At 53.9% G+C, this 15564-nt stretch carries 16 protein-coding genes and 1 pseudogene; 7 read left to right on the forward strand and 10 right to left on the reverse strand.

Annotated features, from left to right (window positions below):
* Nucleotides 1–2: 2 nt before the first annotated feature.
* The gene (locus tag AC2FIS_RS18250) at nt 3–716 is read right to left on the reverse strand and encodes a hypothetical protein (protein WP_496774796.1); all 714 of its coding nucleotides are present in this window, start codon (nt 714–716) and stop codon (nt 3–5) included.
* A 435-nt stretch (nt 717–1151) separates the two neighbouring features.
* On the opposite strand from AC2FIS_RS18250, the gene AC2FIS_RS18255 reads away from it, so the two are divergent.
* Nucleotides 1152–1853, forward strand: a complete 702-nt coding sequence (locus tag AC2FIS_RS18255; protein ID WP_496774797.1) for a hypothetical protein — start codon at nt 1152–1154, stop codon at nt 1851–1853.
* Nucleotides 1854–1933: 80 nt separating this feature from the next.
* Nucleotides 1934–2890 (forward strand): hypothetical protein, encoded by a 957-nt coding sequence (locus AC2FIS_RS18260; RefSeq protein ID WP_496774798.1) that lies wholly within the window; start codon nt 1934–1936, stop codon nt 2888–2890.
* Between the two features lie 162 nt (nt 2891–3052).
* On the opposite strand, the gene AC2FIS_RS18265 is transcribed toward AC2FIS_RS18260, so the two are convergent.
* The 6 genes from AC2FIS_RS18265 to AC2FIS_RS18290 all read right to left on the reverse strand — a co-directional run bounded on the left by AC2FIS_RS18265 (nt 3053) and on the right by AC2FIS_RS18290 (nt 7917).
* Nucleotides 3053–3334 (reverse strand): type II toxin-antitoxin system RelE/ParE family toxin, encoded by a 282-nt coding sequence (locus AC2FIS_RS18265; protein WP_496774799.1) that lies wholly within the window; start codon nt 3332–3334, stop codon nt 3053–3055.
* The gene (locus AC2FIS_RS18270) at nt 3331–3714 is read right to left on the reverse strand and encodes a CopG family ribbon-helix-helix protein (protein ID WP_496774800.1); all 384 of its coding nucleotides are present in this window, start codon (nt 3712–3714) and stop codon (nt 3331–3333) included. Before AC2FIS_RS18270 ends, AC2FIS_RS18265 begins: the two co-directional genes overlap by 4 nt.
* Nucleotides 3711–4805: a helix-turn-helix domain-containing protein gene (locus tag AC2FIS_RS18275; RefSeq protein WP_496774801.1), complete on the reverse strand. Its 1095-nt coding sequence runs from the start codon at nt 4803–4805 to the stop codon at nt 3711–3713. The genes AC2FIS_RS18270 and AC2FIS_RS18275 overlap by 4 nt, the downstream gene beginning before the upstream one ends.
* Before the next feature lie 206 nt (nt 4806–5011).
* Nucleotides 5012–5986: a plasmid partitioning protein RepB gene (gene repB / locus AC2FIS_RS18280; RefSeq protein WP_496774802.1), complete on the reverse strand. Its 975-nt coding sequence runs from the start codon at nt 5984–5986 to the stop codon at nt 5012–5014.
* 1 nt (nt 5987) lies between these two features.
* Entirely contained in the window at nt 5988–7190 is a 1203-nt protein-coding gene (gene repA / locus AC2FIS_RS18285; protein WP_496774803.1) for a plasmid partitioning protein RepA, read from the reverse strand.
* 421 nt (nt 7191–7611) lie between these two features.
* A complete protein-coding gene (locus AC2FIS_RS18290) occupies nt 7612–7917 on the reverse strand; it encodes a hypothetical protein (RefSeq protein ID WP_496774804.1) in 306 nt (101 codons plus the stop codon).
* Nucleotides 7918–8272: 355 nt separating this feature from the next.
* Between AC2FIS_RS18290 and AC2FIS_RS18295 the strand changes: the two genes are divergently transcribed.
* Nucleotides 8273–8530 (forward strand): type II toxin-antitoxin system ParD family antitoxin, encoded by a 258-nt coding sequence (locus tag AC2FIS_RS18295; protein ID WP_496774805.1) that lies wholly within the window; start codon nt 8273–8275, stop codon nt 8528–8530.
* Nucleotides 8527–8871 (forward strand): type II toxin-antitoxin system RelE/ParE family toxin, encoded by a 345-nt coding sequence (locus AC2FIS_RS18300; protein WP_496774806.1) that lies wholly within the window; start codon nt 8527–8529, stop codon nt 8869–8871. Before AC2FIS_RS18295 ends, AC2FIS_RS18300 begins: the two co-directional genes overlap by 4 nt.
* A gap of 56 nt (nt 8872–8927) precedes the next feature.
* Here AC2FIS_RS18300 and AC2FIS_RS18305 read toward each other — a convergent pair whose 3' ends face one another.
* Nucleotides 8928–9983 (reverse strand): tyrosine-type recombinase/integrase, encoded by a 1056-nt coding sequence (locus AC2FIS_RS18305; protein WP_496774807.1) that lies wholly within the window; start codon nt 9981–9983, stop codon nt 8928–8930.
* A gap of 244 nt (nt 9984–10227) precedes the next feature.
* On the opposite strand from AC2FIS_RS18305, the gene AC2FIS_RS18310 reads away from it, so the two are divergent.
* Nucleotides 10228–10967 (forward strand): IS5 family transposase gene (locus AC2FIS_RS18310; RefSeq protein WP_496774808.1). Its coding sequence is split into 2 segments (ribosomal slippage): nt 10228–10549 and nt 10549–10967, totalling 741 coding nucleotides; the frame shifts between segments, so codons are not numbered across the junction.
* Here the strand turns inward: AC2FIS_RS18310 and AC2FIS_RS18315 are convergent.
* Nucleotides 10964–12095, reverse strand: a protein-coding gene (locus AC2FIS_RS18315; RefSeq protein ID WP_496774809.1) for an IS3 family transposase whose coding sequence is annotated in 2 segments (ribosomal slippage) — nt 10964–11860 and nt 11862–12095 — 1131 coding nt in all. Because the reading frame shifts where the segments join, the coding sequence is not laid out codon by codon here. The genes AC2FIS_RS18310 and AC2FIS_RS18315 overlap by 4 nt on opposite strands.
* 129 nt (nt 12096–12224) lie before the next feature.
* Nucleotides 12225–12908, reverse strand: a pseudogene (locus tag AC2FIS_RS18320) (IS6 family transposase).
* A gap of 154 nt (nt 12909–13062) precedes the next feature.
* Between AC2FIS_RS18320 and AC2FIS_RS18325 the strand changes: the two are divergent.
* Together AC2FIS_RS18325 and AC2FIS_RS18330 are read left to right on the forward strand one after the other, a co-directional pair.
* Nucleotides 13063–14277, forward strand: coding sequence for an aminotransferase class I/II-fold pyridoxal phosphate-dependent enzyme (locus AC2FIS_RS18325; RefSeq protein WP_496774810.1), 1215 nt, complete (start codon nt 13063–13065; stop codon nt 14275–14277).
* Nucleotides 14274–15518, forward strand: a complete 1245-nt coding sequence (locus AC2FIS_RS18330; RefSeq protein ID WP_496774811.1) for an ABC transporter substrate-binding protein — start codon at nt 14274–14276, stop codon at nt 15516–15518. The genes AC2FIS_RS18325 and AC2FIS_RS18330 overlap by 4 nt, the downstream gene beginning before the upstream one ends.
* Nucleotides 15519–15564: the final 46 nt, after the last annotated feature.

A 15564-nucleotide genomic window follows, 5' to 3' on the forward strand; every position in this document is an offset into this window, starting at 1 on the left:
GTTCAATCGGGAGCAACCAAGCGTGCGCCCGAAAGCTCAATGGGTTGGCCTGCGCTCCACGCCGACAGGATACGAACTCGGATCCTGCGCGCCAGTGTATTCATCTTGACTGAAATCGGGCCATCTTGGGTCATTTCAACTGTTGTAAACAGCTTGAAATCCGCTGGCCCTTTGCGTGATCGATCCACATCGATGGCGATTTTCTTTGGCACGGCAAACTCAGAGCCAGAAGCTGGGCCAGTTAGAACCAGTTCGCGTACACCAATTGGATCGCTGTCGGTCAGTTCCATAACAAAGGAAGCTGCGCCGTTTGACGGGTATGCTCGAAATGGTCCGGTTCCGGTAGACATGCCGGTAGGGAGAAGTTTTTCATCGGCGAGCCTACCGGCCCATTCTGTTACCATGAATGGCATTCCGCTCAATACCGGGGCCGCTTCCGTGTCTTCTTTCAAAGCTCCGAAGCTCCCGCTCGCTAGCCAGCGGGCCAAAGGAACAGAAATTTCTTCAATCCGCAACGCGCGAACTGTTTTCGCATCCGGTGCAGTAACGACCATCGCAACCGGAGAATCTTCAATGTAAAGGATGGACCCGCTCGTGCCTTGATAGACTTCTCTGGTTTCGCCAGCTGCCTCATCTGTCGACGCAAAGATGTACTGATACAGCCCGCTCTTTTCTCCTTCAGTTGCCGCCATCCACGCAATTCGCTCTATCCGCATTGCTAAACGCTCCAAGCCTCCTTGCGGGTTGACACGCTCTAAGGTGGCTCGTCGCGATTGGCTTAGTAGGCGTGAGCTATCGCGAGGAAGTATGCTTAGAGACTCGGTGCAACGTTCCCGAGCGCTGCCGCTTACGACTCCGACTGCAATATCAGGCTCTGTTCGTCGAAAATAGACTGTCGCGATGCCCCCCGCCTGAGGGGACGGCGTAAATAGATTCAAAACAGGACCTGTTTCATGAACATGCGAAGGGAAGATGACGTAGCAATTTCCACTGTGCCGCAATAGTAGACCCTGACCAAGACCCTCCTTCAACGCAACCGGCTGGGCTATCAGGACGCTGGGGCACAAAAAGAGCAACATTAGAGTACGAAAGGTTAACACGGAATTCCCAATCGATTATAGTCGGAAGAGTAAATTTGAAGGTACTGATTTATGGTCAACTTTAGAGCGATAGTCATTGGTTCTGCAATTGCCGTTTGCGCCATGCCTTTGTCAGCGGCTGACAGGCTAGAGCTTTTGGATCTAGACGACGAGATTCTTTCGGAGCCGCGCGTTACGGCCGAGGCGGTGTTTGTCGGTTTGGTCCGACAGAAACACGAACCGGAGACACAGATAGCAGCTGGCACAATTCTGGCCGCCTTGCCTCCAGGAAGCAGGCCGGAGGAAGTCTGCGTCAGGGTTACGACCGAAGATGGACGATATTCGGGGAATGCCCGCTACCGATCCAGTGAAGTTGGTGTAAGTCCGATGACGCTAATGGACTACGTGTCAGAAAAAAAGGAACTCAGGAACTACTCAGATGCAGAAGTTGCGGTGCTGACCTTTCCATGCAGTACAGGCCCCGCATTGACTGATGTCGCAGTTGCAACCTGGCGCGCGGACGAAACGAGTGCTTTGGGGGATGTTGTTTCGATCTATGTCAATTCTTTCCGAGCAGATGCAGCCTTTCTGATCGTAAACAACGAGAAGCAAGTGGACTGCCTTCCCAGAGCAGGAGGAGAGCGTGCTGCATTCGACTACAGCTGCCCTCTGAGAACAACAGATGTAATTGGCGGAGCGCGCGTTACGCTTTATCGAATACGGGGAGCAAGTATTGATCCTGCAGTTTCGATCAACGTTGTTGGATGGGAATGAGTAACGAAGTAACCGGTGGCGTAAGCGGGCGCCTAGTTCTGCGGCGCCTTTTGTCGCTACTCCGGAGTTTTCGAAGTCGGTTGCCTTTTCTAGTTGCCCTTGTTGGCGTTCCTGCTCTCGTTGTTACTAGCTATTCGATTCCATTAGGCCAGATAAACTTGGTTGAAGCGAGAACACTTGGCGCGCAAATTACCACCGCTGGGCCAGATACGGTCTGGAAGCTACCTACATTGACGCTTTGTCAAAACCTCGGACCAAACAAAGATTTGAGGCAAGCCGCATCATGGACAGAACGGGGATGTAATCCAGGGCTGTATGAGATTTCGAAAATAGAACAAGCCGAAATTCGTATTCCGGCCGGTGTACGGTTGAGTTTGAAGGCAGAACCAGGCGGCAGCATTCTGTTGCGCCGCCTTCCCGAAGCCGAAAGCCTTACGACGATTCCGCCATCGATTATTCGGTTGAACGCTACACATCAATGGGAACCTGGCTCGTTGCTTTGGGTTGATGCTGAAGCTTGGAAAGAAGTCGCTCTTTTGGAGTTTGCAGGTAACGTTACAATTGGTCAGGAAGCAGGATCGGGTGCAGACGCCTATCTTATCGAAGGCCGCTACGAAGTCCGCGAGCGTTTTCTTCATCAATACCGTCCTTGGGGCAATTCGGACGCAGACCCCACGCCCGTGATTTCAGGAACGTTGTACCGTGGTGACGAAGTCACGTTTAGCCACAAAGAAATTAATAGTCAGGCATCTGAGGCCGTATTGGTGACAGGCTTTGTCGCAACTGTCCTCGAACAGGACGCGCGTGGATTTGGGATTGTAGTTTCAAGTGGCTTTGGTCAGGCTCAGCCCCGTTTCAGCGTAAAAAGTTATGGAACGCGTGATGCACATATCAAACCGACTTGGGTTGCGCGCGCACTGCGTGATCCAGTTTTGCTTGCAATGACTGCGATCCTCGGGTTTGCCGTAACAGCTTTGACGTTCATCATTGAAGTCGGAAAGCTGGCTTCCAGAAAAGAAACCGCAAAGAGAAAGTAGTAGTGAACGACCGTGTTGCATGGATCAGCAGTTCATGCGTCGATCAAGGAAGAGTTTTTCAACAAAATACGCCCTTTGTTCAGAATCTAGCGATCGAACAGCAGAGTAGGTTCGGTTGCTTGCCCGCCCCTACCCTGCCCGCTTGATGCCAACCTCCTGGTTTCAGTAATTCGCGCCCTGCCGAGTATCCCAGAGACGCAGAATTTCTATCTGGGTGGGCATTACACGATAGATCAGCGTGAATGGGGTTCGCGGCACTGAAAGCTCCCGTATGTCTCGGCGTGTGTCACTCGGGTGACCTGCATAAGGGTTAGCTGCAAGAGTAAGCTGAATGGCTTTGAGCTGAGCTCGTGCCCTTTCGCTGCCTTCAGGAAAAACTGACGTGTAGTAGTAACGGAACCATTGAATGTCCCGGGCCGTATCTTCGAGAAATACAATCTTCATTGGCTATTGGGTTGCCCGCTTGCTACCGGAGCCGAAAGTTCATTCTCGGTATCCCAGCTGTCTATCCAGGCATTCATTTCGTCTGCCGTGATGAACTTGCCTTGGTCTGCTTTTTCAACAGCCGCATCAATGGCTGCACGTTTAGCAGCCTTGGATTCTAACATCATTCTAATTGCCCGTACGGCGAGTTGTGCAGGCGGTCGATCTTCGATCGCAGCTTCCCGTTCCAGAGTCTTTCTCAGGTCTTCATCGAGACGGATTGAATATGGGCTGGTACTCATCGCAATCACCTGTTTGCATATTGTAGTACAATGTAATACATCGGCATTCAATTCACAATAGACCGATCGCATGTACTGCACCTGTTGTTCTGAACTCATGAGCGTGAGGAGATATCATAGGCATGGCCTGCACTTCCGCGGATTTTTGAACTATGCGTCAACAATGCGGTTGGTTGCATATCTCCCCGATCGATTTTCGAGATCAGTGAGATCAAATAGGCTTGGTGAGATTTTATGTTCTCAGCTCGTTGAAAGATATATCCGAGCACCATGAAACGGAGAGCTGGGCCATATGTCGATTTCATAGCATACCAGGTCTGACCAAATCGTAGGTACTCGGCGATATCGTCCATAAGCCGGTCACAATGTGACTGATCCCGGGCAAAGCGAAGTTCCGAACACAAACGTGGAAAACTGCGCTCCATTTGATCTGGAGAAACTTGAATCTGAGAATATTTTTCTTTCTTAACTATCGGATTCAAAGAGTCCTCTTTGTGCCCCTCATTTTCATGGTCATTGGCCCTCAAATTTTCTGTGTCTGCCTTTTTTATCTGGGAGATTTCCACAGAGATCTCCGCCAGAAGTTCGCCTAGTACATTTGCTTCTGGTTTGCGACGCAGAGCATTGCGCACGGTGGCCATCAAATCTGAGATCGCGGTGTCGTCTGCCACGAGCTCTCTGAGGCGCGCCAGAGCGGCCGATACCTTGTCGCGGAGTACAGTGAACTCGAGAACTCGATCAGCGTGCCTCTGGGCTTCCTGGATGAACTCAGAGTGCCGTTCAGATAAAGGCATCAAGGACAGTCCAGTTGCAGTGACCACCCTGCCCTGTCGGTTCCGACGTGCCCAACGTTTACCGTTTGCGCTCATGACGCGACGGATAAGCCCAAGCTCAACCAGCGCCGAGATATGGCGTTCAACAGTCTGCACGCTGACATGAGTTCGTTTGGCGATCGCTACGTTGGAAGCGAAGCAGATATGATGATCATCCTGATCCGAAGAAATCTGATCCCCACTCATAAAGGAAATCATCGCTCTCAGGACATTGAGAGTTGTGGATTTTACCCCAAGAGGTTCTCTGGCCTCTTCAACGGCCCGAAGAAGCATCCATTTTTTGGGCGTACAAGTCCCCTGCCCTGCCGTTTCCGACATGGCTGCTCCATTTGGAGCCAATGTTTGTAGTGTTTTCATTAGTTTTTGTCAGCAGACAAAGAAAACCTGTTCACCCAGAGGCGTTTTTTGTTGTCTCGTGATTCGCGGGCTGTTAGGGTTTAGGTGTCAAATCTATAACCACTAGTTGGTTTTCAGCCCTCGGAGCCTTAGGTTTCGGGGGTTTCTTTTTTGCTTTTCTCCTCTTTGCTCGTTGCCTCATGTAGAGTTAACAGTTGTTAACTCGCTTACTCCTCGGCGTTTTCTTTGAAGCGCTCGTAGGATTCCTGAATAATTTGAGAAAGGTTGACCGAAAGCCAACGTGAGTAGGCTTCATTTTCCCCTGCTCTTTTGATCGTCATATTCACCGCTGAATTGCTGGTCTTAATAACAACGTCGGGTGCCGGTCGGATTTCTTGCGCTTCTTTCTTAGGGGTCAAGCTACCTAAGAGCCCGTTCAATCGATCGTCAGAATCAGATGCGTTGAGCTTTCCCAGAATTTTCTTTGCACTAACCGTTGTTATTGCCTTCTTTCGCAATGCTTCAGCGAGAGCAGTCCATTTCGGGCGGCCAGACTTTGGCGCCGGCCCAATCATATCCCCGAGATCGTCAGGAATGTCGTTGGTGATCCGCTCCAATTGCGACAGTGTATTCTTGGATATCGCAAGTGCTGTGATCGCTTCCGAACGGTCATATCCCTGGTTGAGAATTTCGCGGGCGAACCGAGCCCTCTCATAATAACTGAGATCAACACGGGAAGAGTTCTCCAGACCTTTCGCCTGAAGCGCCTCTTTGTCATCGAGAGTCCGTACCAGCGCGCGTACAGGCTGGTTTAGATGCTGACAGGCCAGGATGCGACGACGGCCGTAAATAACCTCGAAGTGACCATCTACCTCTTCGGAAGGGCGCAAGAGGACCGGAACCTGTTGGCCGCCTGCTTCATTGATGCTTTTGGCTAGTTCTAGAACAGCTGCATCGACGTTCGGCTCGGCTTTTGAGTTAACAGGTGTCAACTCCACTCCAAGCCTGTCCTTTGGACCCCAAGGCAATATGAGCGAGGTATCGATTTCTTGGATTCCGCCGGCGCCAACACGGACGGAAGCTATGGTGCCTCGTGGAAGCGCGGCATTGGCACGCTCGGTTTTCGTAGGCGGAATGGGCGGGTTTCCGGCTGCCGCCGCAATCGCTGCAGCCATGCTGGTTTTGTTTTGTTTAAGTGCCATTTCAACGGCCCCACGCGGTTTGAATCATGTTTGAGACTTCGTGCCCAACGGCATCCATGCTTGATCGGGCGCGGTCATAGGTTGACCGTGTCATTTCTGATCGAACAACTTCGTACATTGTCATTTTCAGCATCGCGGCATCGGCAATCGCCGTGCTTCGCAGCGCAGTTGCTCCGATCACCCGATCCTGAAACAGCGCCCGCATCAGACTTACAATTTGCTGTGATGGGGTATCCGAGGGGTCGTCCCGTGTTATGAGGAACCGGAAATTGTCATGGACAATCGGAATCCCGGAGTTCTCAAACTCTTCCAAGTATGCCGAAGTCATTTCAAGAAACTGCTGCGTGGAGGCCACGTCCAACATGCTCGGTGTCAGCGGCACGATCACGGATGTTGCCGCAAACAATCCTGCCAGCGTCAAGAAACCCAATGAAGGAGGGCTATCGACAATGATTACATCATAGTTTGCTTCGACTTCTTCGATTGCGCTGGCAAGTCGATTATAGAAGGGAACGCCTTTTCGGGCGTAGACAGCGGTTTCCGTTTCAAACTCTGACAGGATCAACTGGGCAGGGGAAAGATCCAAGCCAGGGAAGTAAGTGGTCCGGATGCACTCGGACATCGGGACCGGGTCCTCGTAGCGCAGAGCATCATAGATTGAATTCCCCTCAAACTCGATTTCTGGCTGAATTCCGCAGAATCCGGTCAAGCTGCCTTGTGGGTCTAGGTCGATAGCCAGAACGCGATATCCTTGAAGCGCAAGATAGTGGCAAAGGTGAATGGCTGAGGTGGATTTTGCACTACCACCCTTGAAGTTCATGAGCTGAATAACCTGAAGCTGGTCGGCATCGCGACGGCCGGGAAGGTACTTTCCTGGTTTTCTGGAACTGCCCTCAAGGATCTGGCGCATCGCTTTGATTTCGGCTCCGGAGTAAAAGCGACGGCCGTTCTTGTTGACTTCCGGCTCTGGAAGAGAGCCCTCAGCATGGCCCTTTCGCAAGAACTGTCCGGTTGTGCCAAACAGGTCGGCAACCTCTGTCGCGCTGAAGAGTCGGAGGGTCTTTGACAACTCAGGAGAATACGCCTGAGTTAAGTGGGTCGTCAGTGCAACTTGTAGACGATCAGAGATTTCACGTGTAACGTGAGACTGCGTCGTCGCAGCAATTGGTGTGGTCTGTAGCATAGTTGCAGTTTTCCTGCTCATTTTTGTTAGGTTGCGCAACTTGAGTACATTTAGGCACTCGTATTCCGATTCATGTCAAGAGAAAAATCAATAACTTGTGGGTCGCTACGAAGCCAGCACAAGCGCTCTGAAGTTAACAGCTGTTAACTCACGTCTCCATTGGGTACTTAAGAGGCGCTTGGAGGCTGCATGGTTACAGTAAAAGTTTGGCTTCGAAGTTCGAGTTCAGAGGGTTACCTGACGTCGACCACTTTGTCCTTATAGCCAAGCGAAATCCTGTCAGAATTACTGCAATGCGCTCAGTTTGCTCAAGTTGCAGATGACTAAATCAAATGAGTGTTGAGCCTCACGCCGCTCAAAAACCGAATTGGCGGGGATTCTTGATATGTGCCGGCAAGTTCACTGACTTGCCAGGGCGGGGCGCCGTCCAGCGCGGCTTGGGTCAGGAAACCCTAACGCAGCCAATGCGGTGAGGTATAATCCTTCGTAGTCCTGTCACCTTCAGTCGGTGTTTGACGATCTTGGCGATGGCGTCCAGGTTGAGGCGGCGTTTCCGCATCCAGCCAGATTTCGAGACCGAGTGAAACAGGGGGTTGTCCTCGATCTGACCCACTTTGATCCAATGCACCAACGGCTTCGCTGCGCCGCCCTTGCGCACCAACCGTGGAGTCTTGTCTTTTTGGGTGGTCTCGACCACCCGCGGCGACAGCAAAATTAGGTCATTCTCGGTGAGTTCCTGCAGTGACACCTCCCCTCGAAAAAAAGCCCGCCGAACACCGAACGCTGCCATCTATTCGAGGTCAGTCCAGTAACAGGATCGTCCGGTCACGGCAGACCCGGCGCGAACCTTGGCAGGTGACCATCTACTGTTCGAGAATTTCGACGGTGATCGGATAGGCGGCGTTCTGGGCAAGGAGGTTGGCCCCGTGTTTGGAATGTGCGAAAGTGCAGGGGTGATAGTTAACCCGGCCACGGCGGTAGGCACCTGATTGCTCTGTCAGGCCGGCAATAAGAATAGTTTGATTAAATTGCCGGGTGTGGAATCCTCAACTGTTGAACAAGTGTCTTCGTTGGCATATATTGCCAATCAGGAGGTTCATGCCATGGTAACCCGCAATGTCGTACTAACAGAATCTCAGGATCAACTGGTGCAGAATCTGGTTGCATCTGGTCGCTATCAGAACGCCAGTGAAGCGTTGCGCGCCGGTCTTCGTCTTCTGGAGCGGGAAGAGGTGGGACTGGTGTCTCTCAGACATGGCCTGCAGGAGGGCGTAGCCCAGGCTCTGGTAGGAGATTTGGCAGAAGGCGGCGGTCCAGATGCGATCCGTCGTGCCTTTGCAAGGGCACGAACCAAAGCGTGACCAGACCCTTTCGACTGACACGCCGTGCTGAAGCCAACCTGCTGGAAATTGCGCGGTGGACAATCGACAAGTTTGGACCGCATCAAGCCGATCTTTATGAACAAGAACTGATAGCGCGCTGTCAGGCCATCACGGAGGGAAGGGCGGCCAGCCGCAGCTGTTCTATATTGGTAGAGGAGGCCGATGATCTCAGATATGTACGGGCGGGAGAGCACTTCCTAGTCTACCTGGATCAGCCGGACGCGGTGATCATAGTTGATATCCTGCATTCCCGCTGCGACCTGCCGCGACATGTTTCCGCGCTGGCCACGTTAACGGATGCGACAGGAAACAAGACATAGGCACAGCAGCCGGAGTTTCCCTCAAGCTGGGAATTCTTTAAGTAGTCAGTATGTGCTCACCCCAATAGATCAGTCGCTGGGTTATCCGCGATGTCCACATCGTCGTAATATTTCTGCGCCTGGGCCATCGAGCGGTGCAGGGAGAGGCGCATGGCGGCCTGGATCGGGGCGCCGTCCAGTGCGGCCTGGGTCAGGAAGCCCGAGCGCAGCCCGTGGGGCGAGGCGAAGCCCTCTGGCAGGCCCGCCAGTTTCAATCGGTGTCTGACGATCTGGTAGATCGCATCCGGGGACAGGCGGCGCTTCAACACCCGATCGGCTTTTGAGACCGGTCGAAACAGCGTTCCATCCGTGATCTGCCCAACCTCGATCCAATGTACCAGCGCCTGTGCGGCGCGGCCCTTGAGCACCAGCCGTGGCGTCTCGCCCTTGGCGGTGGTCTTGGTCTCAAGCAGAGAAATCCAAACCACCCCCTTGGCATCAAACTCTTTCAGCGAGACATCCTCGCGCATCAGCCCGGTGATCTCAGACCGGCGGCGGCCACCGCTGGCCCAGCCCAGCATCAGGATGGCGCGGTCGCGGCAATCCCGCCGGGACCCCCGACAAGTGGCCAACAACCGCTCGAGCACATCGCGGGTGATGGGATGGGCCGATTTCGGGGCAGGGGGGCGGGCTGCAGCGCGGCGGGCCTTGGCGCGGGCCTGTTTCACCTGGGGCGCGCCGAAGGGGCTGTTCAGGTTCTTCATCCGATGAAACGCCAGCCAGGAGGCGATGCGCCGATCCAGCGTTGATGGGGCAGGGCAGGCGAGGGACTTGCGCAGCCCCTGAGCAATTAGCCCTTCTGCGGTTTCGCGCGCCACATCCGTTTCCGGTGCGTCATTCAGATCGCGCGCGTGATCGAGAATGAAGGCCAGCGCAGTGGCCTCGGATTCCGGCCAGTCCAGCGTCGCTGTGAACCGCGCGGATTTCCAGGCGGTGACATAAATCAAATCCCGTTCATAGGCACGCAACGTGTTTTCCGGTGTGCCGCGCACATAGAGGTCGGTGAGCGCCTCCTGATCGGTGGCGGAGAGGGCAGGGGAGACGGCAGGGAGATATGCGGCAGGGGGCTTCATGTGTCCATTCTGAGCTCATTTCCGGGAAAAATCAACGAAACATGATAAGAGATACTTATCGTGATAATAATGAATTGCCGACGTAACAAATGTAGTGCTCATAAATGTCAAATTATGGGCGTAAGGCGGGCAGGGTGCCTGAGATCACTGCAAAACCCGCTTCGGCTCTAGGTTCTGGACCTATTAATTTGGTTGCCGTCATCCCGCCTGCGTGATTCATACCCGTGAGTTTCAGGGGTATAACATGAGCAATCTATTCTGGTTGACTGACGAGCAGATAGCGCGGCTTCAGCCTTACTTTCCAAAGAGCCATGGTAAGCCGAGGGTTGATGATCGACGCGTTTTGAGTGGAATTATCTTCATCAATCGCAATGGGTTACGTTGGTCCGATGCGCCGCGCGAATATGGGTCGCCAAAGACACTGTACAATCGCTGGAAACGATGGAGCGATATGGGTGTGTTCGCTCGGATCATGAACGGGTTGGCTGCGCAGGGAACCGATCATAAGACCATCATGATTGACGCAACATACCTCAAAGCGCACCGCACGGCTTCCGGCCTGCGGTTGAAAAAGGGGGGCGTGGCAGGCTGATAGGGCGCACCAAGGGTGGTATGAATACGAAACTGCACGCTGTTACTGACAGTCTGGGACGCCCTATCCGTTTTTTCATATCCGCTGGGCAGGTGAGCGATTACACGGGCGCCAGAGCTCTGGTGAACAGTCTGCCATCGGCTGACTGGCTGCTGGGAGATCGAGGCTATGACGCCGACTGGTTCCGCGAAGCCCTTAATGACAGGGGAATAAAGCCCTGCATCCCAGGTCGAAAGTCACGCGACAAGCCCGTCCGATACGACAAGCGCCGCTACAAACGACGCAACCGCATTGAGATCATGTTCGGACGCCTGAAGGATTGGCGGCGCGTCGCCACCCGATATGACAGATGGACCTGTCACGCCTTCGTGCCACCCCAAGTGCTCTTTTAGGCCACGTTCCGTTCGAAGGCGACCGGGCTTTTCCAGCCCAAGGCTGAGTGCCTCCGTCGCGGATTGTAGAAGCCGTTGATGTATTGGAAGATGGCCAGCTCGGCGGCCCGTCGCGTTGGCCAGGACTGCCGCCAGATCAGCTCAGCCTTGATGGTTTTGAAGAAGGTTTCAACTGCGGCGTTGTCATAACAATTGCCTTTGCCGCTCATCGATACCTGGAACCCATGCTGTCGCAGGAGCTTCTGATAATCGTGAGAACAGTATTGGCTGCCGCGATCCGTGTGATGAATGCATCCTTTGGGCGGTTGCCGCAGTGCCACGGCCATCTTCAATGCCCGGATTGCCAGATCACGCTTCATCCTGTTGCTGACCGCCCAGCCGATCACCCGGCGGGAATGTAGGTCAAGGATCACGGCGAGGTAGAGCCAGCCTTCGCGGGTCCAGACATAGCTGATGTCACCGACCCATTTCTGGTTGGGGCGATCTGCGCGGAAGTCCCGGTTCAACAGGTTGGGCGCAATATTGAAAGCGTGGTTGCTGTCGGTCGTCACCTTGTATCTCTTGGATCGTTCGACGCGGATGCCATTCTCTCGCATCAGCCGACCGACACGGCGGTGCCCGACATTCAGGCCCAGTTCTTTCAACTCTTCCGTCATTCTCGGCCGCCCATAGCTGCCCAGGCTGAGCCGGGATTGTTCCTTGATATGGGCCAGAACAACCATATCGCTTCTCTGCCTTTGGCTGGCAGGTCGGCTGCGATAGGCCCGCAGGCCGCGAGAACTGACATCCAAAACGGCACACATCCGATTGGCGCAGAAAATGTCACGATGTTCTTCGATGAACCTGAACCTCATGGCTTTTGGCTCGCGAAGAACTGCGTTGCCTTTTTTTTTAGATTTCCCTCTCCTCCTTGAGAATGCGGTTCTCCCGTCGAAGCCGTTCATTCTCACGGGCAAGATCAAGGTCCTTGTCGGACACAACATCCGTGTCGCGATGCGCCGTGACCCACTTGTTCAGTGTCGAAACACCAACGCCCAAATCAGATGCCACCTGCTTGCGTGTCAGTCCACTCGTCAGCGCGATCCGCACCGCATCAGCGCGGAACTCGTCCGTTCGTTTCAATCCCATAGTTCGTCTCCTTTGCTGCAATAAATGCTATCAAAGGAGCGGCATCAAACCGCGACACGTCCAGATCATCCGCAGGGGATGTGTCGCAAACATTTGGAACGGTCAAAGTCAGCGACTTACTGGATACACCTATCCTGCGATCTCGGCGAATAGCTGAAAGCCGGAAGTCGTATCACTTGAGAATTGCCGCTTCCGGATCATATTGGCGACTTCGATGCCGTCCAAAGTGGCTGATGCGGATCTGAACGATTTGAACCCACACATATGCCGTACACGACGCTTGATAAACCGATGATCCTGTTCGATTAGGTTATTCAAATACTTGGACCTGACCGTTTGGATTTTGGCTAGGCAACCGAACCGCTTCAGGATCCTGTTCACCTCTCGAATGCCCGCCGCGTTGGCTCCACTTTTGTCGATGACGATCTTGCTCGGGATTCCATTTGAAGCCAGCGTTTTGCCAAAGAACCTTGCTGCTGCTGGACGGTTCCTGCGCTCAGACAGCATGAAATCAAGAGTATTCCCAGCTTTGTCGACGGCCCGATAGAGGTACATCCAATTGCCGCGAACACGAATATAGGTCTCGTCCATGCGCCACGAACTCAGTGTTGGACGCTTCTTTGACTGCGCACGAGCTGCGACGATCGGCGAGTATTTCACAACCCACCTATTCAATGTGGCATGGTCAACTCGCACACCGCGCTCAGCCATGATCTCTTCCAAGTCACGATAGGACACCGTGTATCGCAGTTAGAAGTAAACAGCATACAAAACTGCATCCTTGGGGAAATGACAGCCCTTTAACGAGATCATGCTCAAGTAACCTGTTCGAAAATTATTCGACCAGTAAAAAACTCAGATCATGCATGCTCGTCAACTAGACCCCAGCGTTTGCGACACATCCAATAAGGTTGACACATTGGTATTATTATGTAAGACGTCAGACGTCTGATAAGAAGAGTTTCCCTTGGATGAACTGACCAAACAGCTGCTACTCACTTCCGACCGATCCGGCCTTGCGTCCGGGTCGGTCGTTCCAACGATCGTTCTATCCAGCCTCTTCACATTCCCGACCTACGACGCATTGGAAGACAGATTTGCGGGCCGGGATGATGCAGATGTCTACTCACGGACCTCTAACCCCACCGTTCGGCTGCTTGAAGACAAACTCGCGCAGCTGGAACATGGGGAAGCCGCCATCGCATTTGGGAGTGGGATGGCGGCGATTTCCGGAACTGTACTGGCGCTGGTCAAGGCAGGGGACCAGGTTGTGAGTACGATCAACGCCTATTCCGATGCCTATCGGTTGTTTGAGATCCTGCTGGAAAAGTTCGGCGTATCGGTCACATATGTCGACTGTAACGACACCGATGCGCTGACTGCAGCCCTCAAAGGCGCGCGGCTGTTGTTCCTGGAAAGCCCGTCAAGCTATGTGTTTGAGACCTGCGATATCCCCAAGGTAACCGCCTTGGCGAAAGCAAACGGCGTGATCACCGTGTTCGACAACAGCTTTGCGTCACCATTCGGGCAAAACCCGTTGCTGCATGGCGTTGATGTTGTGGTGCATTCCATTTCGAAATACCTGGGCGGTCATTCGGATGTTGTCGCGGGCTGTGCCATTGGATCGCAGAACCTGATTGATCAAATCCGCGATACGTCGTTGTCGTTGCTTGGGGCAAAGCTTTCGGCGATGGAGGCATGGCTTGTGATCCGTGGATTGCGGACGCTGCCTTTGCGCCTGAAAGAACATCAAAGTGCGGCAGATTACGTTGTTGCCGGTCTGCGCACAGACGAACGAGTGCGCAAAATTCACCGGGCGGAAGCCAATGGGACGCTGTCCGGTGTGGGCGGGTTGTTCACAATAGAACTGGCCGATGGCCTGGATGTACGTGCCTTTTGTGACGGGCTGAATCTGTTTCGACTAGGGGTCAGCTGGGGCGGATTCGAAAGCCTTGCGCTGCCAGCGAGTGTCGCCGCGCGGTCGGATTCCGGGCCAAACGCACTCAATCATTTTGGCGTTTCAAAAAGCGCTATTCGCCTCTTTGTCGGTCTGGAGGGCCGAGAAGTTCTTCTGGGCGATCTCCGCCAAGCCCTGAAAGCCGCGGAAGTCGCCGGAAAACAAAGAGAAGACCGGCCAGCGCCTGTTGGCAGGGATGAACCAAAAAGGGAGAGAGCAAGATGAAACGCAAGACAGTATTGTTGGCCGGGGTCACAACTCTGGCGATAGCATCTGCCGCTGCGGCAGAAGAAATGAAGGTCGAGGTGCTCCACTGGTGGACCTCAGCTGGTGAAGCGGCCGCGATCAAAGTATTTGCGGATGCTTATAGCGCCAACGGTGGTGAATGGGTTGATAACGGCATCGGTGGCGGTGCAGCAAAATCGACATTCATCAACCGTTTGATGGGTGGTGATGCCCCACAAGTGGGCCAGTTCAACACCTCGCGAGAGTTCGAAGAGATCGTGGATGCGGGCCTGCTGAACCCGCTGGATGCAGAGGCTGCGGCTGGCAATTGGGGAGAGCTGTTCCCGGGTATCATCGATAATCTGGTCAAGCGCGACGGTTCTTACTATGCGGTCCCGGTGAACATCCACGGGTCTAACTGGATGTGGCACAATAATCAGGTTTTGGCGGATGCCGGGATTGAGGTCCCGACCGATTGGGCTAGCTTCTTTGCTGCGGCTGACAAATTGAAAGCGGCCGGTATCATCCCGCTCGCTCTGGGTGGTGAGGCATGGCAGGAACGTCTGACATTCAACGCCGTTTTGCTGACAGTTGGCGGTCAGGAATTCTATCTTCGGATTTTCCAGGATCAGGATGTCAGCGCGCTGACATCGGACACAATGAAAGAGGTGTTCGACGTTTATTCGCGCCTGCGCACGTTGGTGCGTGAAACTGATCCCGGTTCGCCCGGTCGCAGCTGGAACGACGCCACCAATATGGTCATCACTGGCCAGGCAGCGATGCAGATCATGGGCGACTGGGCCAAAGGTGAATTCCTTGCGGCAGGTCAGGCACCCGGAGTGGACTACGGCTGTACACCCGGTGTAATCGGCGGCTCGCCTTACATGATTTCGGGCGACGTATTTGTGTTCCCCAAAACCGATGGTGAAGGCGACCGTGAAGCTCAGTCCCTGATGGCGACTACGATGCTGTCCCCCGAAACTCAGGTGGCCTTCAACAACATCAAGGGGTCGATCCCCGTGCGTCCGGATGTAGACACCTCAAAACTTGATGTGTGCGGACAGCAGGCGATCCAACTGACTTCGAGTGCCGACACTCATGTGGGGACCACGCAGATGTACATCTCGTCCGACCTCGCCGGTGCGCTCCAGGACGTCTACACGCAGTTCTGGAATTCTGAGACGATGAATAGCGACCAAGCCATGGGCCTTTTGGTTCAGGCATTCGAAACCGCAAGCTAAGTCGTTAAGGAAGAGCAGCCGCCGCGACAACTCCTCTAGTCGCGGC

Source organism: Ruegeria sp. CDSB113, from assembly GCF_059611045.1.

Coding starts and splice junctions, on each gene's coding strand:
- AC2FIS_RS18250 (WP_496774796.1), bottom strand. CDS start 716: ATGCGGATAGAGCGAATTGCGTGGATGGCGGCAACTGAAGGAGAAAAG.
- AC2FIS_RS18255 (WP_496774797.1), top strand. CDS start 1,152: ATGGTCAACTTTAGAGCGATAGTCATTGGTTCTGCAATTGCCGTTTGC.
- AC2FIS_RS18265 (WP_496774799.1), bottom strand. CDS start 3,334: ATGAAGATTGTATTTCTCGAAGATACGGCCCGGGACATTCAATGGTTC.
- AC2FIS_RS18270 (WP_496774800.1), bottom strand. CDS start 3,714: ATGAGTTCAGAACAACAGGTGCAGTACATGCGATCGGTCTATTGTGAA.
- AC2FIS_RS18275 (WP_496774801.1), bottom strand. CDS start 4,805: ATGAAAACACTACAAACATTGGCTCCAAATGGAGCAGCCATGTCGGAA.
- repB (WP_496774802.1), bottom strand. CDS start 5,986: ATGGCACTTAAACAAAACAAAACCAGCATGGCTGCAGCGATTGCGGCG.
- repA (WP_496774803.1), bottom strand. CDS start 7,190: ATGAGCAGGAAAACTGCAACTATGCTACAGACCACACCAATTGCTGCG.
- AC2FIS_RS18295 (WP_496774805.1), top strand. CDS start 8,273: ATGGTAACCCGCAATGTCGTACTAACAGAATCTCAGGATCAACTGGTG.
- AC2FIS_RS18305 (WP_496774807.1), bottom strand. CDS start 9,983: ATGAAGCCCCCTGCCGCATATCTCCCTGCCGTCTCCCCTGCCCTCTCC.
- AC2FIS_RS18330 (WP_496774811.1), top strand. CDS start 14,274: ATGAAACGCAAGACAGTATTGTTGGCCGGGGTCACAACTCTGGCGATA.